Genomic DNA, 25,746 nt, shown 5'->3' with positions numbered 1-25,746 from the left:
ACAGGTAAGGTGTGAAGCATCAATAATTTTGTACCGAATTAATGATCTCTTTATGCAGCCAAGCAATATAATACACAATGATATGCATGCTATCAGCACAGAAAATAATGTGCGGTTACAGCGTGGGGCTGTTTCCGACTTCCTTGCCAGTCTGGCTGTAATTGAAAATCCAGTTGATTATCCATCCTATGAATCAGCCGTACAGGAAATCATCGATCTGATACCCGTACTACAATTGAACGGAATCTTTACACACCTCCGACTGCGCTCACCCAAAGCCATCTCATTGATCACTGACCTCTTCCCGGAACTAACAGGGATAGTAGACTAAACACAAAAATATATGTCGTTAAAGGAAAAAGCAACCGCCTTCCTGATGGGAAAGGTGGGGAAGACTGCGCATGTGCGCCAGGTAACAGCTCTTGATCACCGCTTACTTAAATTGGAATTGCAGCTCCCCGCCCCCCTCGCCTGGCGTAGCTGTCAGCACCTGAAGTGCCAGGTAAGCAGTACTGCGTTCAGGGATTACACCGTAGCACACTACGACGAAAATACCCGGATAGCTACCCTGATCATAGATGCGGGCCACGTAGGCCAGGGCAGTGAGTGGCTTCGAATGCTGGCTCCTGGTGATCCTGTCATGTACGTAGGCCCCGGAGGCGGATTCCACCAACCTACAGCAGCTTCTAAGCTGGTATGTATAGGCGATGCCAGCGCCATGGGCCATATCCTGTCTCTGTATCACCACCGGAACCCGGAGCAGGGCTTCCATACAGTGGCAATAGACGAAGATCCCCTACCCGCAGCAATAATGGGCATGCCGGTACTGTTCTCTGACGGACAGGAAAAGGATATTATCAATTGGCTGGACCAACTGCAACTGCCTTCAAATGATACTACATTTTATGTAGCTGGCTATATTCCGATGGTGGTTCAAACAAGAAAATTGCTCAAACAATTGGGTTGGAAACAGGTAAAAGCGGCGGGGTTCTGGGAATAGTGGGACAAGCGTAAGCTAGCCTACCAGTCTTTCCTGCATAGCTTTGACAATAGCAGACGAACGGGAATTTACATCCAGTTTGCGATAGATGTTCATAATATGTGAGCGTACAGTGCCGACACTAATATGACAGTGCTCGGCTATTTTTTTGTAGGTATCTCCACTTACCAGACAATCAAGTACCTGCAATTCACGATGAGAAAGGCCATACTGCATGGGTTCTTCTTCCGGTTTACGGTTGAAGAAAGTAAGTACTTTCTGAATAGTTGCCGTATTACTATGGATGGCCGCTTCGTAAAGTTGCGCAAACGTAGCACTCAGAGAAGCTGGTGGTGGTACAGGATCATACTTGCTGGTAATGGTGGTAATAGCTGTTTCCTTATTTCGCACAGAAAATAATAGTACGTTGATGTCGGGATAAGCTGCTTTCAGAATATTGGCGGCTTCGATAGCAGTTAGTCCGGGAATGTCACTATCCATGAATACGACATTACTGATATCTTTTGCCAGTTGCTGTACCAGGTGTTTTGAATCCCCATGTTCTCCGCCTTCCGCCCCTAAAGCATCCTCCCCACTGGCCTTCCCAGTGCTGTTGCGCCGCACATTTTTCATATTGTTTTTTTTGGGTTTGTATATGTTGCGAAACCTTTAATTCCGGTACTGCAAGTGTCGATAAATTGGTATACTAGTATGGCTGTAATGGAATATATACACGGTTTCCCATACCGAAACAAATTTGAAACAAATACCCACAGTAGTCAATCCGATAAGTATATGATTTTTCAATAAATACTAATAAACAATTGTTTGTATATTATAGAATACCTAAAAAGAAAAAATTATTCAAACGTAAGCCTGCATTGATTAGGGACATAGTCAGGGAGTCGTGGAATCGTACCAATTTACTCATAAAACCGCAGGCTCCCAAATAGTAAAACAATATGAAAGGAAAAGAAAAGAGCTTGTTCTCTGTTCTGTATCACAATATTAAGTGTAAAAAAATTATGGATTATAAAAATGAGGGTGCCTTAACAATCGGTTAACCACCAGATCAAAACATTATCTCTAAATTTGATATATCGTTCAAACATTAATGACTGACTAAAAAATTAAAACGTTACAGTATCATACTCATTGACACAGCTGTAACGGGTTGACATGTGAATGTTCTGGCCCTTACCCCTTGGTGAGGGCCGATTTTTTTATAATAGCTAAGATGGGAAAAAACTGGCAGGTAACTTAACAGAAACCTGCGTACAGAAGCTTATGAAATCTAAACCGTCTTATGAGAAAAAGGTAATTGCGAAATTTAGGTGCTACATATATAGAATTGCCTATGCGGGATAAATGGCAAGACAAACCCCATATAGTTTTTGTGTAACAGGCATGGAAGGTAGGAAGAGTTTCTCCAAAATAGGTTAATGTGCAGTTAATGACATAGTTAATACGCCGTTAACTGCGGAATAACATACTCCGCAGTAACGCGCATTCATGGGGAAACAAGTCCTGACCCTATCCCGAAGGATTGAGCAGAAAAAAAAGATTGAATAAGCTGTGTGAATTGGGTTACACAGTAGTAATGGATTACATCAGAAAAAAGAGAAGGTTCGTCACAAGTGCTAAAGTTAGATTCTTCACAAATTTAATATTGAAGCCTCCTTTTTCCGAGTAATAATAGCTTTCCTTATAGCGGTCATATGCTATAGGAGCTCCCAGTTCTTTCATCATTTTTAAAAATTCAAATAAAGTTCTCTCGGAAATCCTTAACCTTTTTGCAAGGTGAGCGGGTTTTCCTGTGCCTTTGATCCTTATCAGGTAATCAATGGTTTGCAGTCTTTCAAAATAACGTTTAGGCATGCTGGCATAGTGGGGTTTACAATGTACTTGAATAATAAGAAATTTTTAAAGTCACTCGTTCCAGGTCTGCAATGGATTCTTCCTTGCTGATTTATCGGATAGCCTTTTTAATGTTGTGTCTCTTGTATCGATCCCTTAATTGGCTAATGCTGTTTTAACAGTTACAAAACTTTGTTTAGCTTCATCCCCATAGTTAACAGGAATATAGGACCTGCCCCTGCAGGCAGTATAGTACGTGTTTTTCATAAACTTATATTTTGAGGGTGTAAGATCAATTTTTAATACAGGATAGCCTGCATGCAAGCTAAAAAATCCTACTGCTATTTTGTTGCAGCTGCGCCTTATTTTCCAATCACTTTCATTACTTGAAAAGTAAACTCCCCCGGTTGAAACCTGGGGAGTTTTCATCAAAAACCAACCATTAAAAGGCTCGTCAGCAAAGGGTTTCAGCATCTTAATGCACCAACCCGTTGCAATATCCTGAAGTAAGTTTTTATCCATTATAGCTGTTCGTGTATACGCTTTAAGATAAAATTCTCACGGGTAGATACCCGAAAGAGGTTTCCATGGCTGACAAATGTGGTACAAATCCTTTTTTTCTACATTACATTACTACGTTGTAATGATACATTACCGGACTGAGAATTTGGTTAATAAGATGTTAACGAATAAAAATAGCTGCAAAATACCTCACTAATTGCATGATCTGCAATAGTTTACATACATAGAATGGTATAACGTTTTAGCAACAAATATTAGGACAGTTAACCAGTTGTTAATTAAAAAAACAGGCGATCGCCAAAGTTTTAGAGATAAAAAAAACGCCCTTCCGGAGAGGAAGAGCGTTACTATTTATTTAGGCCCCCAGTGCGACACCATCTGCGTCACTACCCCAGTCGCATCATCATTGTAATGATGCCCTCCAGGCAATACAAGGGATTTATAATTTGTAATCGTCAATGCATGCAGATCAAAGTCGTTTTCATCTTTCCCGAAAATCAATAATAACGGCTTATTCACGATCGTATTCATCGCCGCCGGTACATTCAGCGCCCCAGGCGTAGAACTCTTGCCCAGCATATCTGAAATATGTACCACCATATCCGTACTTGCGGATGGTGACATAAACACCAGCGATAACGTCCCGTTCTGCAACGCCCCCGGCAAATGCTGATATATGAAAGGCAATACATCCGCTCCCATTGAGTAACCTACCAGCAAAAATGAATGATTGTTCCACTCCTTACTATAATATTGTAATAAGGCTGCCACATCTGCCCCTGCCTGCTGTGGGGTCTTCTTACTCCAAAAGTATTTCAGGGAGTTCAACCCAATAACAGGAAAACCCTTTGCATTCAGCGTATTCACCATATCCACGGCAAACTTCTTCATCCCTCCGTCTCCTGACAAAAACAATACTATCGGATGCTGGTTGCCAGCTGTAGGTGCCTTCACTGTTACAGGCAGTTTGCTGATATCCGTTTGCGCATGGGCTGTAGCCATCACAAGGCCCAGTACCCCCATCAGCCATAATCCTTTCACCATTGTAAGCGTTTTTATAATCAAGCCTTCATTACTTTGCTCAATGCAGCCGGGAGTTGTATCAGGTCAAAATCATGCTCATATACCAGGTACTTGTTCGTCCAGTCCGTGGCATACTTTTCCTTGAATTCTCTCAAGCCATGATAATGACGGAACGCCTTGATCTTTTCGTACGCAAATTTTACTACCTGCTCGGCTGTATTCTGCGGTTGCTGTATTCCAGACATCGGTACCAGGCCCAGATTCAGGTATTGTAAACCCTGATCCTTTGCATCCTGTATCAATGTGATGATCAACGCATCCATGCACCCACCAGGTGTAGCCGTACGCTTGCGGATCAGATCATATGTACATTCCCCCGGTGCATAGTCCGGAATAATATTCAAAAATGCTGCCACCTGTCCCTGCGCATCCGTTACCGTGATCACATCCTGGTCCCTGATGGCATCTATATCGAACAAGCCCTGGGAGAAGGTCATCTCTTTTACATCATAATCCACCAGCCACTCGTCAGACACTTCTTTCAGTTCCTTTACCAACTCAGGGCTCAATGGCGCACGTTTTATTGCCGTTACATACCCTTTCGCTGCCAGGCTATTCAACCCGTTACGCAAGGATTTTTTATCCTTTCCACTCAATGTAAACGCGGTCACATCCACAATACCCTCCTGCCCTATCAGGATCTTCTTTTTCCGCAGGTGTTCAAAATAATACATACTTTGTTCATCCACTCTGTAGAATGCAGGCTTCAATCCCATCTTCTTACACTGCTCTTCAAACTCCTGCAGCAAAGGCAATTTTGCATCTTCTGCACATACCGGCTCCTCCAGTACGATTGCAAAACTACTGGCTACTCTGTAGGCAATAAAACCCTCGTATTTCTCTGATATAAAGAGCAACTTGTCATCCCCCACTTTAAAGTAGTCCATCGCGGAACTACCATATTGACTCAGGTAATACTGCGCCTTTTCCATCGCCGCATTCGTATGCTTGCCTTTATGCAGATAAGGACGAATAATGGTATAGAACAGGAACGCCCAGGCTCCTACCCCCAATACCCGGATGGCACTTAAAAACTCCCGGCCAAAACGCGTCACCGGTTTTAACCCATCGTCTTCAAGTAACAGGAAGCCATGAAAAGATGCACGCAATGAATGCAACAGGGTAAAGTCAATTCCGAAATGCTTTACATTCAGGAAATAGAAACCGATCGTGCCAAAGATCAATACTACCAGTAGCGTTGCGACTGCCGTCACGACCCCGATATTCACCAGTTGACGATTGCTCTTGATCCTATATTGCCTGGCAGTAATAAGCAAAATAAGCGCCGTTAACAATGCCAGCGAAGCCTCTTCATAGTCCAATGCCTTACTGATATGGCCAAAGGCTGATAACACCGATACCGTCAGTGCAACAATCCAGGCACTACGCAATCCCCTGAACAGAAAAGTGGCGGTGACCAGCAGTACCAATCCCAGGAACACCACCAATAAGTTGGAAGCATGAATACTCTCTGTTGGAATATAGCCTCTCAGCACCCGCAAACGATTTGCGAGGGGAGGCGTCAATACCGAAAAAATGTTCACCATCCCCAGCAGAAAGATCAACACCGGCGGCACTAAGCGCAGCACCAGGTGACGCCCCTTCAGGATAAAAGCAAACACCCCTGCCAGCAAAGGCAGCCAGAACTCGAAAAGGCGGTATAATAATGTGATTTCCAATGCCTGCAGGGAGGTAAATCCATAATTGGTGAGCAGGTAAGCCAATGAAAGCTCAATGGCGCCCAATCCCCTCAAAAAAGGCGATACAATCAGGAAGATCGTAGCTACGATGTACCCTACACAAGCGGCTTCCAGCGATGGATGCGCCCCTGTAGCCAACATGCTCAGGTATAAATGAGCGATGCCTGCCAACTCTATGCCGGCAGACACCAGTATTGTTTTTATAAATGCGGGGCGGTTCAGGTCAAAGGCGAAGATCTCGTCTACATGCTGCATCACACCAGGCAGATATTTTGCCAGCAGGTTGTAAGCGGCTCCCCTCGTCTGGATAGAACGCACTAACCAGACAGTGCCTGCCAGCACCGCACAAATGGTCACCAGTCCCCCTACTGCTTCCAGCATCGATTCATCGTGCAATACTGCATAGCCCACCACAGGTATTCCCACAAGGAAAACGGAGAAAATACCTACAAATCCATAGATGCCGGAGGCCTGATGGATCTGTTGCTTATTAATCTGGCTGCGTCTGAGGCTCTGTGGCAGGTAAGCCAGTGAGCTCACGCCGCCTGCAGGCAAAAAGATACTTAGCAGGTTACGCTTCAGAAACAATTCAGTTCCTCTGCCGATGTCCAGCTTACTACCTACAGAACGGAAACTATAGAGATACATCCATGCCTGCAGTAAAATGTATACCACAGAGAGTACTATGCCGACGATCACCCAGAAGCGGTCAGCCCGCTCTATGGCAGGCATCAGAGAATATAATTCATGGCGCTGTTGCCTGAAGAAATAGATGGCCAGTAAAATAAAAAGTACAGCCAGCATTTCTTTCCAATGCAGTTTACGCAACAACGGCCCAATTTTGATCTTGTCTTTCAAGGGCATTACAGGTATAATTTTGAGTATAGCATGATCCTTACTTAACACACAAAACTACGTGTAAGTTGAAAGGCAATAAGGATATGGTGAACAGTTTAATTAAATTTTAATGCTTTTCTTTCCTGTAAGGCACTACCAATACAGGAATAGAAGCATGACGGATGACAAATTCAGCCGTGCTGCCAATCAGTAAATGGTCCAGACCGGTGCGGCCGTGTGTACCAATTACGAGGGTAGTTGCACCTTCTTCAGCTGCCTGCTCCAGAATGTCTTCTTTTGGATTGCCTAAAGTAGCGGTAACGGATACAGTTACATCAGGGTAAGCTTCCCGGTAAGTTTCAAGATGTGCGATAATGTCCTGCAGACGACCATTCAGCTCATCGGCAGATGGGCTTACTGTTTCGATCACAGGTATTACTTCTGCGTTCTTGTCCAGGATAGAAGTGATGGTTACAGGAGACTTGGTGCTCCGCGCGAGTTCCATACCAGCAGCAATAACGCTGGCAGAATAGCTGCTAAGATCTACAGCTATCATGATTTTTGACATAGACAGTCGGTTTTTTTTTAAATGCAGATGTTTGTTGTGGTAGGCTTAGGTAAGGGTGTATTATGGTACAAATTTACTATAAGTATGGGGATAAAACAAAAAACGCTTCTGCCTGTGACAGAAGCGTTTTTTGGCGGCGATGGCCTGCAACCAGCCTATTTATTTTCAATAGATACCGATCTGCTGGCCCTACCTTTGGCATCAAATACCTTTAATTTGATCGTTCCTTTCTCTTTAATGGTTCCTGCATACACTTTGCTCTTTGCATCCGGCTCCTTGCCATTTGTTGTATATCTGATCGTAAACCCTGGTAATTGCAGATTCGCAACCACCACCCCATCTACTACACGCGCACCCGCTGTAGGTATACGGTAATTATACCCGCCATTATAATAACTCAATCTCACCAACTCTTTCTTACCCAGTGTATTTGCAAATGAACTCCACGCTTTTGCATACAGATCTGCACTTAGTGCACTATCTTTTACCTGCGCCCATTCCGGATCTTTCGCCCATGCTCTCTCAGCCAATCCCAGCAACTTAGGCAAGATCATATACTCCATCCTGGCAACATTCTTCACTGTCTCACTCCACAGCAATCCCTGCACACCTGCAATGTTATCAGCACCATAACCAGTCAGTCGTTGTTTGTCTTTGAAAATAGCCGGATCCAACGGATTTCCCAGTGCATCTACTTTAGAGTTCTTGTAATAATCCAGCGGGATGAAATAGAAGGGTTTATCCACATCTACAAAACCACCCCAGTAGAAACCCGGTTCATCAAATGACTTCATGTAAGCCATATCGAAGTACATATTGCTCACTCCTGAAAGCACTACTTTGTAATTCGCATTGGCCAACCGGTAAGGCAGATCTTCTGCACCCCCACCCATGATATTGTTCCATACATCTACCATCAGATTTTCAGCCCCAAATCCAGGGTTTGGCATGCTGAAAGGCTTACCATCCAGGGTTGTTTTACGCATCCCCATCTCTTCCCAGCCATACAGTTTCAATCCTCTTTTCTTCAACAGATCATTCACTTTTCCATAATAGTAATACCAAAGATCATTCACATCGCGAATACGCTTATCTTTTTCCATTAGCGCCTTTACAGCAGGAGAACCCGCCCATACCCCAGCTGGTACCTCATCACCACCCATGTGTACATATTCCAGCGGTACGCCCGCTTCTTTATACATTCCCTGTACTTCTTCCACTACCTTATCCAGGAAGTGATATACTGCCGGCAATGCTACGTTGATCACATTGTCATTCCAGTTCTGTACAGAGCGATATACAGATGCATCTTTCGGATCTGATAATAAATATTCTTCAGCAGCAGCCTGTTGACCAGCTTTTGATAACTTTTCGTAGCGGGCTTTCATTGATACGATTGCTGCACGCGCATGCCCCGGTGTTTCAATTTCAGGAATCACACGGATATGACGCTCAGCGGCAAAATGAAGGATGTCGATGAAATCCTGTTTGGTATAAAAACCACTGCCTGCTTCGTTGCTCACATCAGGACCGGAACCATATGCAGGTTGTAAATGATCCTTTTCATCGGGTGTATGACCACGGTGTGCACCCACTGTCGTCAACTCAGGCAGGGAAGGGATTTCCAGTCTCCAGCCTTCATCGTCCGTCAGGTGAAAATGCAGTACGTTCAGTTTGTACATTGCCATCAGATCCAGCAGACGATAGATGTCATTTTTGCTATGAAAATTGCGGGACACATCGATCATAAATGCACGGTAGCCAAAGCGGGGACCGTCTTTTACATTCACTGCAGGGAGGGTTATTTTCTTTTGTGCACCGGCCCAAGCATTCGCAGGGAACAGCGATTTCAGGGATTGAATACCATAGAAAATACCGGCACCTTCACCCGCTTTAATCTGTACACCATTGCTGGTCACAGTCAGTGTATAATCTTCAGGTGCCAGGCTGGCATCTGAAGATAAAGTAATGGTTGCTTTGCCGCCGTTTGTTAAAGCTGGTTCCTTACCAAATACGGTTTTCAGTTCAGCTGCGAGATAGGCAGATTCCTTTGCAAATGCAGGATCTGCGCTGATGGTCATGGCCGGTGTCAGTACCAGTTCTCCTGTACCATTCGTGATTTCAATTGGTGTAGGAAATACCTTTGGTAATTCAGCAAGGGGTACATCCGCTGTATTTTTATTCTGCTCATAGATATCCTGTGGTGTGATCAGACCAATCTTATCACCCGGAAAACGCAGGTATTGCTTAGGTTGTGTAGAAGGGCGGACATTCAATGCTGGTACACTGTATCCTTTGCCTGGTTCTTTATCCCATACGAAGTATAAACCATCTGGTGCATCTGTATAGTTCACCGCCCATGCATCAGCTACCAGTGCAATACGAATAGAATCGCCAGCTGCAATCCCTTTACTGTCCGCAGTAGGCGTTAGTTTATACAAATCTCCGTTCACATGCGCAGCACTTACACCACCAGTGGTAGGGCCTGCATTTACCGATCTTACAAAGTTGAAATATAACTGCCATCCCTGGGCAGGAAATGCGGTATGACCTGTATTGACAATGGTGAAAACAGACATAAACTGTGCTTTCCCCTGATAGTGATTTTCCCCTACTTCCCAGGATACTTTCAATTGCGAAGCGTCAAAAGGCGCCTGCGCCCAACTCTTGGTGACGGCTACTGTAAAGAGACCGCATACCAGTAAAAACCTCCTTATATGCATGTTCAGTTGATATTAATCGCCCTAATATAAGGCGAATTACCATTTTCTCCTATCTTTAACTACTCATTAAAAAGGAAGCTCGTTTATGAAAGGATTTTTTGCTTTTACGCTAGGCAGTCTCGCGCTTATATTTTGTGGCGTTTATTTCTTTCCCTGGGTGCTGTGGTTACTGGTATTGATTGTTCCACTTATTATCCTCGGATTTGTTGATATTTTCCAGAAAAAACACGCCATTATGCGCAATTACCCCATTGTAGGCAGAATGCGTTATCTGATGGAAGATATACGTCCTAAAATCTACCAGTACTTTGTAGAAAGCGATATCGACGGTAGCCCTGTCAACAGGGTAGACCGTTCCACTATCTATCAGCGTGCCAAACGTGAACTGAACTCACAACCCTTTGGTACCCAGTTCAACGTATATGCTGAGGGGTATGAATGGATGGCCCATTCCATCCAGCCCCGTTCCTTCGACACCATGAACAAGGATCCACGTGTGCAGATCGGTGGTACTGAATGCCGGCAGCCTTATTCTGCCAGCATCCTCAACGTGTCTGCTATGAGCTATGGTTCCCTGAGTGCCAATGCGGTCGAAGCGTTGAACGGCGGCGCCAAAATTGGCAACTTTGCTCATAACACCGGCGAAGGTGGTATCAGTGAGCACCACCTGAACCAGGGTGGCGATATCATCTGGCAAATAGGCACCGGTTACTTCGGCTGCCGTGATGAAAATGGTCATTTCGACGAACACCTATTTGCACAGAATAGTGCGAAGCCACAAATCCGCATGATCGAACTAAAGGTATCTCAGGGTGCCAAACCAGGCCACGGCGGTATCCTGCCTGCGTCAAAGAACACCCCTGAAATCGCCGCTATCCGTCATGTGAAACCACATACCACAGTGGCCTCCCCTCCTTACCACACGGCCTTCAATACACCCCGCCAGATGATGGAATTCATCAGCAAAATGCGTAATCTGGCAAATGGTAAACCTGTTGGTTTCAAACTGTGTATCGGTCAGAAATCTGAATTCCATGCGATCTGTAAAGCCATGCTGGAAACTGGCTGCTATCCTGACTTTATCACTGTTGATGGTGGTGAGGGCGGTACCGGTGCGGCACCTCCTGAGTTCAGCAACTCTGTTGGTATGCCACTGATGGATGCACTGGCATTTGTACACGATACACTGAGAGGATACAATATCCGTCATAAAGTAAAGGTGATTGCCTCTGGTAAGATCCTCACTGGCTTCCACATCCTCCGCGCTTTGGCATTGGGTGCCGATGCCTGCAACAGTGCAAGAGCAATGATGATGGCAATAGGTTGTATACAAGCCTTAATTTGTAATACAAACCGTTGTCCTACAGGTGTAGCGACACAGGATAAATGGTTGCAGGCGGGTCTGGTTGTTGATGATAAAAAGCACAGAGTAGCTAATTATCATCAGGATACTATTGAAAGTGCCATTGAACTGGCTGCTGCAGCAGGATTGGAAACACCACATCATATTACCAGAAGTCACCTTTCAAGAAGGGTGTTTATGAACCAGGTAAAGACCTTCGAAGAGATCTATCCAAGTACAGAAGTAGGGGCTTTATTGAATGCTGAAACGATAGAGAAAATAAGTATCGATAACTGGTAAATTATCAAAACCAAAACGCTTCTGCCAAAAGCAGAAGCGTTTTGGTCTATTTTATTTTATGCGAATGGTAAATAACGGTGTCGGTAAATCACCAGGTGTTAATCCTGATAAATCAATTACAAAGTCCTTCCCTACCTGCTTTCCACTGATCTTCTTTTTACATCCCAGTATACTCACACCCACCTTCCTGGACGGCATATAATCTTTGATCTTCACCTGCGGTACATATCCCGGTACAATCGTATACAATACGTTCTCTTTCTGTGTAAAGAATAGCTCTACATGCGCACGATCCCTGGCCGGTTTTATCAGGTTTGAAATACTATAATCCGACATGAAATTTGACTCCTTCAGCTCAGGTATTTTTCCTTCACTCCACTGTCTTGTTTCTTTCCATGCTTTAGTATCAAAAATCGCTTCTCCATTCACATCCAGCCACGCACCAATATCAATCAATCTTTGCTGCATAATCACCGGAATACGGCCATCAGCAGTGGGTCCGATATCCAGCAGCAGGTTACCACCTCTTGATACGATATCTACCAGCATCAATGTGAGATCTGCACTCTTCTTGTAATCATCCACATTCTCCATGCGGTTATAACCATAAGACTGACCAATGCCCTGATTTTCTTCCCATATCACGCCCGGTTGCATACCACTACCATATTCAGATGTAAGGTAAGTCGCACCATTGTGTTTACCACGTGTATTACTGCCCCAGCGATCATCAACCACTACTTCATCTTTCACAGGCGATTCGTTGAACAACCATGCCAGCAATGATGTACTGTGCCATGCAGTATCAGACAGTTCCCATTCGCCATCAGAGAAGATCACAGAAGGTTGATACTTTGTGACCAGGTCTTTGAACTCGGGAATCATCACCTGATTGATATATTGTTGTTTATCTTTTTTCCAGATTGGATTGAACCATTCGTAAAGGGAATAATAGTACCCCATTTTCAGACCTGCCTTGCGCACTGAATTCGTAAGGTCGCCCAGCAGATCTCTCTTTGGCGTACCATCTTTTGCATTCCATGTACGGCCGTAGCTTTCACTCGCCTGTTTATTATCCCACATCGCATAACCTTCGTGGTGCTTGGAAGTAAGCACCACGTATTTTGCACCTGAGCGACGAAAGATATCCGCCCATTGATCAGGATTAAACAATGCAGCAGTAAACTGTTTTTCTAAATCCTGATATGGTACATCCTTGCCATAGTTCTTATCGTGGAATGCGCGGGTGGCATCGTGCGGACCATCGGTACGGCCATCCAGCTGATACCAGTACCATTCTGAGTAACCACCCGGGCCTACAGGTGCATAAGAGGGTACTGCATATACGCCCCAGTGTATGAAGATGCCGAATTTAGACTGATTGAACCAGGCCGGAATACCACGGGTTTCCAGCGAAGCCCAGTCGGCGGTATATTTCTTTTGTCCTATAACGGAGGAAGCGCCGAACAATAACGCAAACAGGTAAATAAGTGATGGTTTCATACTCAACAAAATAAAAAAAGCCGGTCACTTTCGCAACCGGCTTTCTATTTAAAAAAGAGCTCATTTTACATTTCCAGGGCACTTGCCGCAGCCTCATCCACAAACCAATGTAACTCACCATCCTGCGGTCTGATTAACTGAGAAGGGAATTTCTCTGCATCAAAAGTACCTTCAATCACATTTTTCAAAGTCAGGGCCTTACCACCGCCGGTCGCCATAAATACTACGCATGCTGACTGGTTCACCACCGGTGCTGTCAGCGTAATGCGGTACATATCCTGTGCCTGGAGCCAGAAAGCGCTTACCCACGCCTTTTTCTCGTTCACGATTGGTAAACCCGGGAAGAGGGACAGGGTATGTCCATCATCCCCCATACCTAGCAGTACAAGATCGAAGGTCGTGTCTGAATCCTTGAAATATTCCAGCAGAATTTCTTCATATGCTGCTGCTGATTCTTCCGGCTTGATGTCGGTGCGCATTACATGAATATTTTCCTTAGGCACATTCACTACTTCCAGCAGACTTTCAAATGCCATGCGGGCATTGTTACGGTCATCTTCAAACGGCACAGCTCTCTCATCTCCCCAGAAGAAATGAATTCTTTCCCATGGAATCATCTTGCTGTAAGGCTCCTTAGCCAGTAAGTGGTACAGCGACTTAGGCGTACTGCCACCGGATAGTACAAAGGTAAAAATGTCCTGATCCTGTAATACTTCCTGTATATAGTTGCTGATCCATGCAGCCAGGTTCTCGCTTAGTTCCTGGGTATTCTTGGCTATATGTAATTCCATGTCAAATATTATTTAGGCAGATTGATCCACGCATGTCCATCTCTGGCGATCATTGCATCAGCATCTTCCGGCCCCCATGAATCAGGCGCATAGTTAGGGAAGTCTACCGGTGTGCGGGATTCCCATGTTTCCAGTATTGGCATGATCAGTTTCCAGGCAGCTTCTACCTGGTCTGCACGCATAAACAGGGTAGCATCTCCTTCCATCACATCCAGCAGCAGTGTTTCGTATGCTTCCGGAGCATGGTCATCACCGTACTGGTGATCGAAGTTGAATACCATGTCTACTGGTTCCAGTGTCATGGCCTGACCCGGGCGTTTAGCCTGGAAGCGGATACGGATATCCATTTCAGGTGTAATACTGATAGTCAGTCGGTTAGGTCTCCAGGTCTCAGCAGATTCTGATGGGAATGCAAAGTGAGGAGCCGGACGGAACTGCAGGGTGATATTTGTTGCTTTCTGATGCAGGTGCTTACCGGTACGTACATAGAAAGGTACGCCCTGCCAGCGCCAGTTATCAATATGGAACTTCACAGCTGCATATGTTTCCGTAGCTGATTCCTTTGCTACGCCTTTTTCATCACGGTAGCCAGGAACTTCTTTCCCCTTGATCCAGCCATTGGAATACTGGCCACGTACTGCATTCTCATGCACCTCACCTTTGGTAAAAGGACGCATTGCATTCAGCACGTCAACCTTTTTATTACGCACCTCATTCGCATCGAATGATACCGGTGCTTCCATAGCCACCATACAGAGTACCTGCAGGATGTGGTTCTGCACCATATCACGCAGGGCGCCTGACTTTTCATAGTATTGTGCACGATCTTCCAGACCTACTGTTTCTGAAGCAGTGATCTGTACGTGATCGATATAGTTACGGTTCCAAACTGGTTCGAAAAGGGCATTGGCAAAACGCAGTGCCAGGATGTTCTGAACGGTTTCTTTACCCAGGTAGTGGTCGATACGGTAAATCTGCTCTTCAGAGAACAGACGGCCCAGCAGCGCATTCAGGTCATGAGCACTCTGCAGGTCATGGCCAAATGGCTTTTCGATAACGATACGGGTACAGTTCTTATCTGTGCAGAGGTTCAGTGCACCCAGTTTCTGAGCGATTGAAGGCACTAGTTGTGGTGCTACTGCCAGGTAGAAGATCACATTTGGATGCTCTCCCCATTCAGTTTCCTTCTCCTTCACATAGTCGGTGATCTTGCTGTAAGCAGCTTGATTGTCCGCATCCATCTGCAGGTAGGTTACATTTTTTGAGAACTCATCCCAGTGACCATTCTGCTCATCTTTACGACGGGAAAATTTGTTGATCCCGTCCAGGAGGTGGGTACGATAATCTTCGTTGGTGTACTGGCTACGTCCGATACCTGCGATGGCGAATTTTTCCGGCATATAATCGTCCAGAAAAAGGTTATATAAAGCCGGCGAAAGTTTTCTGTAATTCAGATCGCCGCTACCTCCAAAAATAAAGAGGATGGAGGCCGCAGGGCGTTTGTGGTTTTGCATAAAATTATTGTTTTAAGCAGTGCAGCCTGACGCAGTTGTGCGCAATCTCCGTCAGGCCGCATCTATTTATTCTCCCCACACGGTATGGAAAGTACCGGGTTGGTCTATTCGCTGATAGGTATGTGCACCAAAGTAGTCACGCTGTGCCTGTACCAGGTTGGTAGGCATGCGCTCTGTACGATATGCATCGAAGTAAGACAGTGCAGACATAATACCTGCTGCTGCTACTCCCGCCTGTGCAGCACTTGCTACTACTGCACGGGTGTTACCAACTACCTGCTTCACGATAGCTGCAATCTCTTCACTCAATAAGATGTTAGGCAATGACGGATTCGCCTCATATGCGCGGTTAAATACTTCCAGGAGGGTAGAACGGATAATACAACCTCCTCTCCATACTTTCACTACTTCCGGCAATGGAATTTCCATTTCCAGTTCTTTGGAAGCCTGTGTCAGCATAGCCAGACCCTGTGCATAGCTCAGGAGAATACCAAAGCTCAGTGCATCGTGAATCTGCTCTACGCTCAGCGCAGGTGCTGACTCGGAAGAGCTATAAATTTTAGCAGCTTCTACGCGCTCGTCTTTGTAACCAGACACGGTACGCATAGCTACTGCTGTATCAATCACTGGTACGGCTACCGGCAGTTCCATCGCATCCTGTGAAGTCCACTTACCTGTTCCTTTGGAACCGGCTTTGTCAGAGATCACGTCTACAAGGTGTGCACTGGTCTTGTCATCCTTTTGCAGGAAGATGTCCGCAGTGATTTCGATGAGGAATGATTGCAGATCGCCTTCATTCCATTTTTTGAATGTTTCATGAAGCTGTTCATTGCTCAGACCTTCCTTCTTCAGCAAGGCATAAGTTTCGCTGATCAGCTGCATGATGGAATATTCAATACCATTATGTACCATTTTCACATAATGGCCGGCACCTTCCTTACCCAGGTAAGCTACGCAAGGAGTGCCATTTACCTTGGCAGATACTGCCTCCAGCATAGGTCTTACCTTTTCATAAGCTTCCTTGTCGCCACCCGGCATGATGCTGGGACCCGTGCGGGCTCCCTTTTCACCACCGGATACGCCGATGCCCATAAAATGAATACCCTTCTCACGCAGATATTTCACCCTGCGCAGGGTATCAGTATAATGAGAGTTACCGCCATCGATCACTACATCGCCCTGCTCTAACAGCGGGATCAGTGATTCGATCACATCATCAACCGGTTTCCCAGCGGGAACCAGCATCATCAGTTTGCGCGGACGCTCCAGCAATTGTACCATGGTTGCCAGTTCAGCCACTCCCTTCACGGTAGTGCCAGCTGTAGCAGCCGATTCCAGTGCTCCGGTCTTGGTTGTATCCTTGTCGAAACCAATAACGGAAAAGCCATGATCAGCCATGTTGAGCAACAGGTTTCTTCCCATTACGCCAAGACCAATCATGCCAAAATCGAATACGCTTTGTGCCATAAATTATCGTGTAAAAGCCAAAAGATGAAGTAAAATTACGAATTATCAATTAGGAATCGTACATATTCGATATGCGCATCGGGAAAACATTCAATTACCTCGATGATATGTACCAGTAAATCTTTTCGTTACCAACCCAACCACACCATACCTAACCCGCAAATAAAAATAGTGAACCCTCCCAATGCATGCACATATCGCTCCAATCGACTGGTAGTCAGCAGCGAAAAGCCATAATAGCCTAACAGCACCATCGCCACCATGGTCAGTAATGTAAAAAGCGTAAATATCACGATGAGCAATACCATGGCGTAAGTAGAATGTTGCGCAGCAGGATATGTCAATAAAGGTATCAGTGGTTCACAGGGACCGAGACCAAAGATAATAAGCATAATCCATGGTGTCACCTTTCTCCGCTCTTGCGGATACACGATTTGCTCGTGTTTATGCTCATATACATATATGTCTCCGTTGTCGTATACATCAAAATGCTTGTGCACCCTGTTTTGCCAGGCACGTTTCAATCCCCATATTGTGTACAACAATCCAAAGGTGAGTAGCGCCCAACCGGCTATACCTCCCCGCAGATTTTCCAACCCACTGATCTTTGACAATGACCAGCCCAACGCGATTCCCAGCAATCCCAACAACACAGAACTACCCACATGCGCCACGCCGCAAAGCAGCGTCCATACCACCGTTTTGCCTATTGACCAGTTCCTCACCCTGCTCAGGGCTATGAAAGGAATATAATGATCCGGTCCCGTCACCGTGTGCAGGGTACTGATTGTCAATGCCGTGATAATGAGCAACTGTAGCTCCATATTCATACCATGATCGTATTAAAGTCTTCTTTCAGCACCTGCCAGCAATGCTATCTTTTTAAATAGCAGGTAGAGCTGTTCGCCCCCCTGCCCTAAAACCCTTACCAACAGTGCGCCGGCTGCTGTTCTGGACACACCACCCCGAATGCCTGCCTCGGCGGACAAAAGGTCATATATCTCTCCTGCCATTTCCACCATATCGACAGTACTATCCTGCCAATACAAAGATGCCTGGTGAGTATATCCCTCCCACTGCCCCATCTCTACTGCCGGGATCTGTGCCGGTTCCAATAAAGTCACATCCTTAAACACAAGCTTTCCTTCACAACGTACTTCTGTGGTACTCTGAAAATGCCGGCAGCGAAAGATCTCCCCACTCAGCTTACGCCCACATGTGATGATCTCTCCCCACAACAGCCGGCTATCCTTCTCTAACCGGATTTTATTCACAGCAGTAAACACCGCATTTTCATGTGGCACACTGGGATGCGGCAGGTAATAAAAACTACTGCCTGCTCCTACATGAACTGAAAACACCTGCTTTGCACCCGATTTCATCTGGAATATGCGCTGATAAGATTGGGTGTACAAATGTAAACTGGTACCCGGCGCTACATGCACCTTCATATCATATTCATCACCATCCAATATACCGGGCGATGCACTCATCAATGTTAAATGTAGATCTGCTGCATGCTGCCCACTGATATCAGCCACCTTGAACGGGCGGGTGAAATAGCAATGTTGCAAATAAGTTTTGCTATCCCTTACGGCAGTATTTATTTGTAACTCACTATACATTATGCTTCCAGTAGCGCGTATTTCTTAATCCAGTCTATCACCTGATCCAATCCCTGTAGCGACATCAGGTTTGTAAAAATAAAGGGCCGCTCATCCCGCATCTTCCGGGCATCTCTTTCCATTACCTCAAGACTTGCATTGACATAAGGCGCCAGATCAATTTTGTTGATCACCAGCAGATCGGAACGGGTGATACCGGGGCCTCCCTTGCGGGGTATCTTATCACCTTCTGCCACATCGATCACAAAAATGGTCACATCTGCCAGATCAGGACTAAAAGTAGCTGACAGGTTATCTCCACCACTTTCAATGAAGATGATTTCCACATCCGGAATGCGTGTTACCATTTCTTCTACTGCTTCCAGGTTCATACTGGCATCCTCACGGATAGCGGTATGTGGACAACCACCTGTCTCCACACCGATAATACGTTCGGCTGGCAACAGGCTGTTTTTCATGAGGAATTCCGCATCCTCTTTTGTGTAAATATCATTGGTGATCACCGCCAGACTATATGTCTCATGCAGCTGACGGGATAAGCGTTCTATCAAAGCAGTTTTGCCAGCGCCTACCGGGCCAGCCACCCCTATTTTTATATATTTTCTGTTCTCCATTTACGACATGTATAACCTTGAATATAATTTTTCATGCTGCATACAGCTGATATCAAAAGCAGGACTACAGCGGCCTGCCAGCTCACGGGGAATCATTTGCGTCTTAGCTACCCAATCTGATAATAATGGCAATAAACTATACAGGATTTCCTGCCCCTGTTGTTGCCCCAGTGGCACGAGTTTTACACAATTCGTCACCATACCGGTAGCGGCATTGTAATAAAACGCCGTCATAGCTTCTTCCAATGGAATGCCCAGCAGGTAAGCATATACCCCAAATACTAAACAGTAATGACCCGTTGTTTTTGACGCATATTCCTTTGCGAATACATGTTTAGTCAGTGGGGTCATCAACTTCAACAGCCGCAGTCCCAGTTTCTGGCTGGCCTGTCTCATTTCCAGCGGAGATTTCAATGCGGTACACTCCTCATCAAGCGATAATAACAATTCTACATCGTCCGCTGCCGCAGCCATATATCCCTGCCATGCAAAGAAGCCATCGTTGTAAATAAAATTATATTCCAGCATATTGCGGATGTAAGTACCCGCGGTCGCAGCATCCTTGACGAGTCCTTGCTGCACATAGGTTTCCAGCCCATTGGAATGGGTGTAAGCCCCTACCGGCAATGCCGGATCGGACAGGTGCAACAGATGTGGCAACCAGTTTTGCATATTTATGATTTAGTGGTCAGCTGCAGGATCTTACTGAATAAGGTAGAACCAGATCCATGCTCATGTGGCTGAACATTACTTCGCAGCATATTTGTCAATACCCGTTGCTCCTGTTTCGGCGCATAACCTTTTGCTTCCAGCCAGCGAAACAACGGATCTTCGTATGGCGCCAATACCTCGTCATTCACGATGAACAAAGGCAGGTGCTTATTACCAATCTCGTAACAGATAGTCGCCATATCCAGCATGGTGACAGGTGAAAGTACAATAGCTGCAGCAGGCAGGATACTCACGGCAATGACTACATTTTCATCCATCCAGAGAATATCACCATCCTGCAACACAGGCAATCCTTTCACCACTTTCCAACCTATTTCAACCCCGTTGCGGGTATGGCGGCGCATGATCTTTTTACCTGTCTCAAACCATTCCAGCTGCAACGGATCCACTACCCGTGCAGCCATATCCACGGCTTTTATGTTTCCCTGTATTGAGTTGATCAGGATCATTTAGAATAGAAAATAACGTTGAGCTAATGGCAGTACGGTAGCAGGTTCACAGGTCACGACCTTGCCATCTACTGATACTTCGTATGTTTCAGGATTCACCTTGATGTCAGGCGTACTGTTATTGTGAATCAGGTCTTTCTTGCCAATATTACGGCAGTTCTTCACCGGCAATACGATCTTTTGTAAACCATAAGTAGCGGCAATGTTGTTATTCACAGCTGCCTGACTTATAAAGGTGACGCAGGTATTGTGCAGGGCTTTTGAGAACGCGCCAAACATCTCCCTGTATATCACCGGTTGTGGGGTAGGAATAGACGCATTCGGATCGCCCATTCTGGCACAGCTGATCATACCGCCCTTGATAATCATTTCAGGCTTGGCCCCGAACAATGCAGGTTTCCACAGCACGATATCCGCCAGTTTGCCGGGTTCCAGTGAGCCTACATGTTCCGAAATACCGTGCGTAATAGCAGGATTGATCGTATATTTTGCGACGTACCTTTTTGCCCTGAAGTTGTCGTTCTCTTTATCTTCAGGCAGGTAGCCCCTTTGTTTTTTCATCTTGTCAGCCGTCTGCCACGTACGGATGATCACCTCTCCTACACGGCCCATGGCCTGGGAGTCGGAACTCATCATACTGAATACGCCCATGTCGTGCAGAATGTCTTCTGCCGCAATAGTTTCAGGGCGGATACGACTGTCAGCAAAGGATACATCTTCCGGCACACTCTTATCCAGGTGATGACACACCATGAGCATATCTAAGTGCTCATCGATCGTATTCACCGTATACGGTCTGGTCGGGTTAGTTGAAGAGGGCAGGATGTTCGGGTACATAGCTGCCTTGATAATATCAGGCGCATGCCCGCCACCAGCGCCTTCTGTGTGATAGGTATGGATCACACGGCCATTGATGGCCTGAATGGTATCTTCCAGGAAACCGGATTCATTCAGGGTATCGGTATGGATCGCAACCTGCACATCGTACTTATCTGCCACTTTCAGGGAAGCATCAATTACAGCAGGGGTAGCGCCCCAGTCTTCATGTATTTTTAATCCCAGTGCACCTGCTTCTATCTGTTCGTTCAAGGGGTCTACTGTAGCACAGTTACCTTTGCCAAGAAAACCCAGGTTCATAGGAAAAGCATCTGCTGCTTCCAGCATTTTACGGATGAACCAGGCGCCGGGAGTGACGGTGGTTGCATTCGTCCCATCTGCAGGACCTGTACCACCACCGATCATGGTTGTGATACCGCTATGTAAGGCATGGGTGATCTGCTGTGGGCTAATAAAGTGAATATGTGTATCTATGCCCCCGGCAGTAGCGATCAGTCCTGCACCGCCATGCACTTCTGTGCTGGCGCCGATAATCATGTCAGGGTCTACCCCATCCATTGTATCAGGGTTACCGGCTTTGCCTATTTTCACAATGCGGCCATCTTTGATGCCGATGTCTGCTTTCACGATGCCCCAGTGATCGATGATCATCACGCTGGTGATCACCATATCCAGCACACCGTCGTTGCGGGTGGCAGTGGAGGATTGCGCCATACCGTCGCGGATGGTTTTACCCCCGCCGAATTTGGCTTCATCTCCGTATACAGTATAGTCTTTTTCTATTTCAATAATGATGTCGGTATCTCCCAGTCTCACCTGATCGCCGGTGGTAGGGCCATACATGGCAGCGTAGCGTGCCCTGTTGATCTGCAGACTCATGATGGATTGTTTTTAAAGTGACCGTCATTGATCTTTTTCATGGCTTGTGTGGCTGCAAGGGCAGTGGTAGTAGTACCATTCACCAGGTTGTTCATGCCATAGGCATTCCTGGCACCACCAAGATTCACGAGTTCCACCGTCTTTTCTTCGCCCGGTTCAAAGCGCACAGCGGTGCCTGCCATAATATTCAGGCGCTTGCCAAAAGCAGTTTTGCGGTCAAAGGAAAGCATGCGGTTGACTTCGAAAAAGTGGGTGTGAGATCCGATTTGTACAGGTCTGTCGCCGGTATTCACCACGGTGATGGTAGCAGTATCACGGCCTTCGTTGGCATTGATATGACCAGGCTTTATAAAGTATTCTCCGGGAATCATAACATAGATTTTGGTGTTATCTGATAGGATGGTGGACAGTTACCAGCTTTGAGCCATCTGGAAAAGTGGCTTCAATCTGGATTTCGTCTATCATTTCCGGCACTCCTTCCATCACGTCTTCGCGGGTGAGGATGGTCGCACCATATTGCATAAGATATGCCACGGACTGTCCATCCCTGGCGCCCTCCTGCAGGCGGCTGCTGATCAGCGCAATGGCTTCAGGATAGTTTAGTTTTACCCCTCTGGCCTTTCGCTTTTCGGCCAGTTCACCAGCCAAAAAGAGCAATAGTTTCTCCTGTTCCCGGGCTGTTAAATGCATACTTCTTTAGATTTTGGGTTATGGGGTAAATTACAAAAAAAGCCGGATGATCAATCCGGCTTTCTAACTTATTAAAATTAATTCTATGCAGAGTTTCTTCCCGCGTTGATGATCCCAAATGAACATCTTACGACTAATTTCTCGAAGATTTCTTTCAGGCCATCTCCATTTCCAGCCTCATTCATCTCACGGATGCGGCTTAATGCATACTGCTGAATAGTGAGTAGTGGCAGTACGATACGCTCGCGCATCTGGATAGACAACTGGTCGATCGGGTAATGAGACATCAGATCAGAATGTCCTGTCAGTTTCAACAGGTAAGTACGGGTACGCTGGAATTCATCGTAAATCAGTGTCCATACTTCTCCGAACTGCGGATGATTTCTGTAAGCAGCAGTGAGTGGGAAGTAACATTTCTTCATCGCCATCTCACAGTTGTCCAGCAGGGTACGGAAGAACAGGGAATTTTTATACAGATCCTGCAATTGTTCCCACTTACCGTCTTTCTCCATTTTTTCCATGCTGTAACCTACACCGTAGAAACCAGGAACGTTCTGTTTGATCTGGCTCCATGCTCCTACATAAGGCACTGCTCTCAGGTCATTCAGGTTCAACTTAGCAGAACCATTCCTTTTGGAAGGGCGGCTGCCGATATTGGTTTCGGCATAGTAGCGCAGCGGGCTGGCGTAGTTCAGGTAATCCAGGAAATCAGGATGGTTCTTCAGTTCATTGAAGGACTCAAATCCGGCATCTGCCAGTACCTGCAACGTCTCTTCCTGTTCGGCAGTCAACGTCTTTTCACGGCTGGAGAACAATTCGTTGGCAATACCCGCATGTACGAGTTGTTCAATATTATACTGAGCAGAATCTACCGTACCAAAGTTGGAGCTGATGGTTTGCCCCTGTATGGTAAGCTGAATTTCTTTGTTTGCAATATTGCGACCCATAGATGCATAGAACTGATGGGTCTTTCCACCACCTCTTGCAGGAGGACCTCCACGACCGTCGAAGAAGACTACATTGATACCATATTCTTTGGAGATAGCACTCAGTTCTTCCTTCGCTTTGTAGATGCACCAGTTAGCCATCAGGTAGCCACCATCCTTGGTACCGTCGGAGAAACCGAGCATAATGGTCTGTTTGTTATAGCGCTGTTGCAGATGCTTTCTGTATGCTTCGTTGGAATAGAGAGAGCGCATTACCTCACCGGCATGTCGTAAGTCTTCGATAGTTTCGAACAGTGGTACGATGTCCACGCTCAGGTCATTTTTATCCCAACCGCTCAGCAGGAAAAGCCCATATACTTCCATCACATCGAGTGCACTGGTTGTGTGACTGATGATGTAGCGATGACAACCAAACTCGCCGTTTGCGTCCTGGATAGTTTTGATCGCTTTGATGGTAGCCAGGGTATCCTGTTGCAGACCTTCCTTCACGATTTCCGGATCAGCAGCTGATTTTATTTTGAGCAGTGCACTGATTTTTTCTTCGTCGCTGAGATCTGTATAGTTCTTTGGCAGAAGGTCGGAACCAGCTGCGATCCCGGCCAGCAGCGGTCCATGTACGGAGCTGTCCTGACGGATATCCAGTGTGGCAAAGAACAGCCCGAACAGCTCTACCCTTACAATGAGGTCATCGAGCAGGTTCAGGAACAGGGCGTTGTTTTCCTCGATGAGGATAATACGCACCCTGTACAGGGTATCGAGTATATCCTGACGGCACAGGTTTGTCTTGTGACCAGGAATAAAGAGATTGCTGTATAGCTGTTGTTCCAGTGCGGCCAGCTCATTTTCGATGCCTTTGAAAGTGAGGCGACGCTTGAGGCGGCGTACATCCAGGTAATAACATTTAATGATCCCGCTACGCAGCGCATCTGCTACACGCAGCGTAATATCTGCATTTACAAATGGGTTACCGTCGCGGTCACCACCTGGCCAGAATCCCATGCGGATCACCGGATTATTGCCATTGATAGCTGCGGGGAAGTGAGATTTGAGGCGGGATACGATCTTACCGGCAGCGGTATAGAACGTATTTTCCAGGAACCAGACCAGGCTAATAGCCTCGTCATAAGGTGTCGGCTTTTCCTTTTTAAAGAAAGGCGTCTTACCCAACTGCTTCAGGTAGGAATCCACCTGAGCTGTATTATCATTGATCAACGCCCTTGACAGGTCATTGATAATACTTAAAACATTGCCTGGATAGAACTGTGTAGGGTGTGCTGTAAGTACAAGGCGTACTGAGAAATCCTGCAACTTCGCAGCCAGTTCATCCTGCTTTTGTTCAGCCACTACTTCAGATTCCAGGTGACTAAGCGAACCTGTACCGTTCATGTCGTGAATGTGGCGGAATGCAGCATCTTCCAGTGCATCGAACAGTACAACCTGACGTTCTGCGTATTGCACAAAACGGAACAGCATATCAATCTTCTGCTGCTCATTGGTATTGGTATACTGCTCGAAAAAAGAAGTGAGAATTTCCTGCGGACTTTTTTCCTTTCCGTATCCCTCTTCACAATGGATCAGGAATAACGAGAGAAAGACGCCGGTCTTCTCCACCTTATGAAAAGGTAGAGCAGTAAAAAGGCTGTTGTATAACTGGAATTTGGTGCCGACCAAATTCTTAAACAACTGTAGAGTGTTATTTACCGGTGCTTCCATAACTGATTTTACTAATTTTTAGTGACCCATAGCCAACCGGGAGATAAAAGTAGTACAAAATAGTTACAAAGTTT

The 25,746-nt window shown here is 46.0% G+C and carries 23 protein-coding genes; 3 read left to right on the top strand and 20 right to left on the bottom strand.

What is annotated here, in order from left to right; translation table 11 throughout:
• Window positions 1-82: 82 nt before the first annotated feature.
• Window positions 83-331, top strand: coding sequence for a hypothetical protein (locus QQL36_RS11885; protein ID WP_321569829.1), 249 nt, complete (start codon window positions 83-85; stop codon window positions 329-331).
• Window positions 332-343: 12 nt separating this feature from the next.
• Complete coding sequence (locus QQL36_RS11880; RefSeq protein WP_321569828.1) at window positions 344-1,000, top strand: FAD-binding oxidoreductase; 657 nt, start codon at window positions 344-346, stop codon at window positions 998-1,000.
• 15 nt (window positions 1,001-1,015) lie between these two features.
• Here QQL36_RS11880 and QQL36_RS11875 read toward each other — a convergent pair whose 3' ends face one another.
• The 7 genes from QQL36_RS11875 to QQL36_RS11845 all read right to left on the bottom strand — a co-directional run bounded on the left by QQL36_RS11875 (window position 1,016) and on the right by QQL36_RS11845 (window position 10,269).
• Window positions 1,016-1,612: a response regulator transcription factor gene (locus QQL36_RS11875; RefSeq protein ID WP_083721217.1), complete on the bottom strand. Its 597-nt coding sequence runs from the start codon at window positions 1,610-1,612 to the stop codon at window positions 1,016-1,018.
• Between the two features lie 972 nt (window positions 1,613-2,584).
• Window positions 2,585-2,857, bottom strand: a complete 273-nt coding sequence (locus QQL36_RS11870) for a hypothetical protein (protein ID WP_083721219.1) — start codon at window positions 2,855-2,857, stop codon at window positions 2,585-2,587.
• A gap of 135 nt (window positions 2,858-2,992) precedes the next feature.
• A complete protein-coding gene (locus QQL36_RS11865) occupies window positions 2,993-3,358 on the bottom strand; it encodes a hypothetical protein (protein ID WP_321569827.1) in 366 nt (121 codons plus the stop codon).
• Window positions 3,359-3,709: 351 nt separating this feature from the next.
• Window positions 3,710-4,402 (bottom strand): AcvB/VirJ family lysyl-phosphatidylglycerol hydrolase, encoded by a 693-nt coding sequence (locus QQL36_RS11860; RefSeq protein ID WP_321569826.1) that lies wholly within the window; start codon window positions 4,400-4,402, stop codon window positions 3,710-3,712.
• A gap of 17 nt (window positions 4,403-4,419) precedes the next feature.
• Window positions 4,420-7,005, bottom strand: coding sequence for a phosphatidylglycerol lysyltransferase domain-containing protein (locus QQL36_RS11855; protein WP_321569825.1), 2,586 nt, complete (start codon window positions 7,003-7,005; stop codon window positions 4,420-4,422).
• Between the two features lie 100 nt (window positions 7,006-7,105).
• Window positions 7,106-7,546, bottom strand: coding sequence for a universal stress protein (locus QQL36_RS11850; RefSeq protein WP_321569824.1), 441 nt, complete (start codon window positions 7,544-7,546; stop codon window positions 7,106-7,108).
• A gap of 155 nt (window positions 7,547-7,701) precedes the next feature.
• Window positions 7,702-10,269, bottom strand: a complete 2,568-nt coding sequence (locus QQL36_RS11845; protein WP_321569823.1) for a family 20 glycosylhydrolase — start codon at window positions 10,267-10,269, stop codon at window positions 7,702-7,704.
• Window positions 10,270-10,504: 235 nt separating this feature from the next.
• On the opposite strand from QQL36_RS11845, the gene QQL36_RS11840 reads away from it, so the two are divergent.
• Window positions 10,505-11,911, top strand: a complete 1,407-nt coding sequence (locus QQL36_RS11840) for an FMN-binding glutamate synthase family protein (RefSeq protein WP_235643459.1) — start codon at window positions 10,505-10,507, stop codon at window positions 11,909-11,911.
• Between the two features lie 51 nt (window positions 11,912-11,962).
• Here the strand turns inward: QQL36_RS11840 and QQL36_RS11835 are convergent, their stop codons facing one another.
• The 13 genes from QQL36_RS11835 to QQL36_RS11775 all read right to left on the bottom strand — a co-directional run bounded on the left by QQL36_RS11835 (window position 11,963) and on the right by QQL36_RS11775 (window position 25,672).
• Complete coding sequence (locus tag QQL36_RS11835; protein WP_321569822.1) at window positions 11,963-13,414, bottom strand: alpha-L-fucosidase; 1,452 nt, start codon at window positions 13,412-13,414, stop codon at window positions 11,963-11,965.
• Between the two features lie 65 nt (window positions 13,415-13,479).
• The gene (gene pgl, locus QQL36_RS11830; RefSeq protein ID WP_083721238.1) at window positions 13,480-14,205 is read right to left on the bottom strand and encodes a 6-phosphogluconolactonase; all 726 of its coding nucleotides are present in this window, start codon (window positions 14,203-14,205) and stop codon (window positions 13,480-13,482) included.
• Window positions 14,206-14,213: 8 nt separating this feature from the next.
• Window positions 14,214-15,719: a glucose-6-phosphate dehydrogenase gene (zwf, locus tag QQL36_RS11825; protein WP_083721240.1), complete on the bottom strand. Its 1,506-nt coding sequence runs from the start codon at window positions 15,717-15,719 to the stop codon at window positions 14,214-14,216.
• Between the two features lie 66 nt (window positions 15,720-15,785).
• Window positions 15,786-17,186: an NADP-dependent phosphogluconate dehydrogenase gene (gndA, locus tag QQL36_RS11820; protein ID WP_083721242.1), complete on the bottom strand. Its 1,401-nt coding sequence runs from the start codon at window positions 17,184-17,186 to the stop codon at window positions 15,786-15,788.
• 128 nt (window positions 17,187-17,314) lie between these two features.
• Window positions 17,315-18,016, bottom strand: coding sequence for a sulfite exporter TauE/SafE family protein (locus QQL36_RS11815; protein WP_321569821.1), 702 nt, complete (start codon window positions 18,014-18,016; stop codon window positions 17,315-17,317).
• Window positions 18,017-18,028: 12 nt separating this feature from the next.
• On the bottom strand, window positions 18,029-18,811 hold the full coding sequence (locus tag QQL36_RS11810) for an urease accessory protein UreD (RefSeq protein WP_321569820.1): 783 nt from the start codon (window positions 18,809-18,811) through the stop codon (window positions 18,029-18,031).
• Window positions 18,811-19,425 (bottom strand): urease accessory protein UreG, encoded by a 615-nt coding sequence (ureG, locus tag QQL36_RS11805; RefSeq protein WP_083721245.1) that lies wholly within the window; start codon window positions 19,423-19,425, stop codon window positions 18,811-18,813. Before ureG ends, QQL36_RS11810 begins: the two co-directional genes overlap by 1 nt.
• Complete coding sequence (locus QQL36_RS11800; protein ID WP_321569819.1) at window positions 19,426-20,097, bottom strand: urease accessory protein UreF; 672 nt, start codon at window positions 20,095-20,097, stop codon at window positions 19,426-19,428. It abuts the gene before it with no gap.
• A gap of 2 nt (window positions 20,098-20,099) precedes the next feature.
• Window positions 20,100-20,606, bottom strand: coding sequence for an urease accessory protein UreE (ureE, locus tag QQL36_RS11795; RefSeq protein ID WP_321569818.1), 507 nt, complete (start codon window positions 20,604-20,606; stop codon window positions 20,100-20,102).
• Window positions 20,607-22,322, bottom strand: coding sequence for an urease subunit alpha (gene ureC / locus QQL36_RS11790; RefSeq protein ID WP_321569817.1), 1,716 nt, complete (start codon window positions 22,320-22,322; stop codon window positions 20,607-20,609).
• The gene (gene ureB, locus QQL36_RS11785; RefSeq protein WP_083721249.1) at window positions 22,319-22,693 is read right to left on the bottom strand and encodes an urease subunit beta; all 375 of its coding nucleotides are present in this window, start codon (window positions 22,691-22,693) and stop codon (window positions 22,319-22,321) included. Before ureB ends, ureC begins: the two co-directional genes overlap by 4 nt.
• A gap of 16 nt (window positions 22,694-22,709) precedes the next feature.
• Window positions 22,710-23,012, bottom strand: a complete 303-nt coding sequence (gene ureA / locus QQL36_RS11780; RefSeq protein ID WP_083721250.1) for an urease subunit gamma — start codon at window positions 23,010-23,012, stop codon at window positions 22,710-22,712.
• Between the two features lie 83 nt (window positions 23,013-23,095).
• The gene (locus QQL36_RS11775; RefSeq protein ID WP_083721251.1) at window positions 23,096-25,672 is read right to left on the bottom strand and encodes a phosphoenolpyruvate carboxylase; all 2,577 of its coding nucleotides are present in this window, start codon (window positions 25,670-25,672) and stop codon (window positions 23,096-23,098) included.
• Between the last annotated feature and the right edge of the window lie 74 nt (window positions 25,673-25,746).

The sequence above is a fragment of the Chitinophaga sp. LS1 genome (assembly GCF_034274695.1).
GTDB lineage: Bacteria > Bacteroidota > Bacteroidia > Chitinophagales > Chitinophagaceae > Chitinophaga.
Note: the sequence above shows the minus strand (reverse complement) of the source record. Positions and strands in the feature narration are given on the sequence as shown.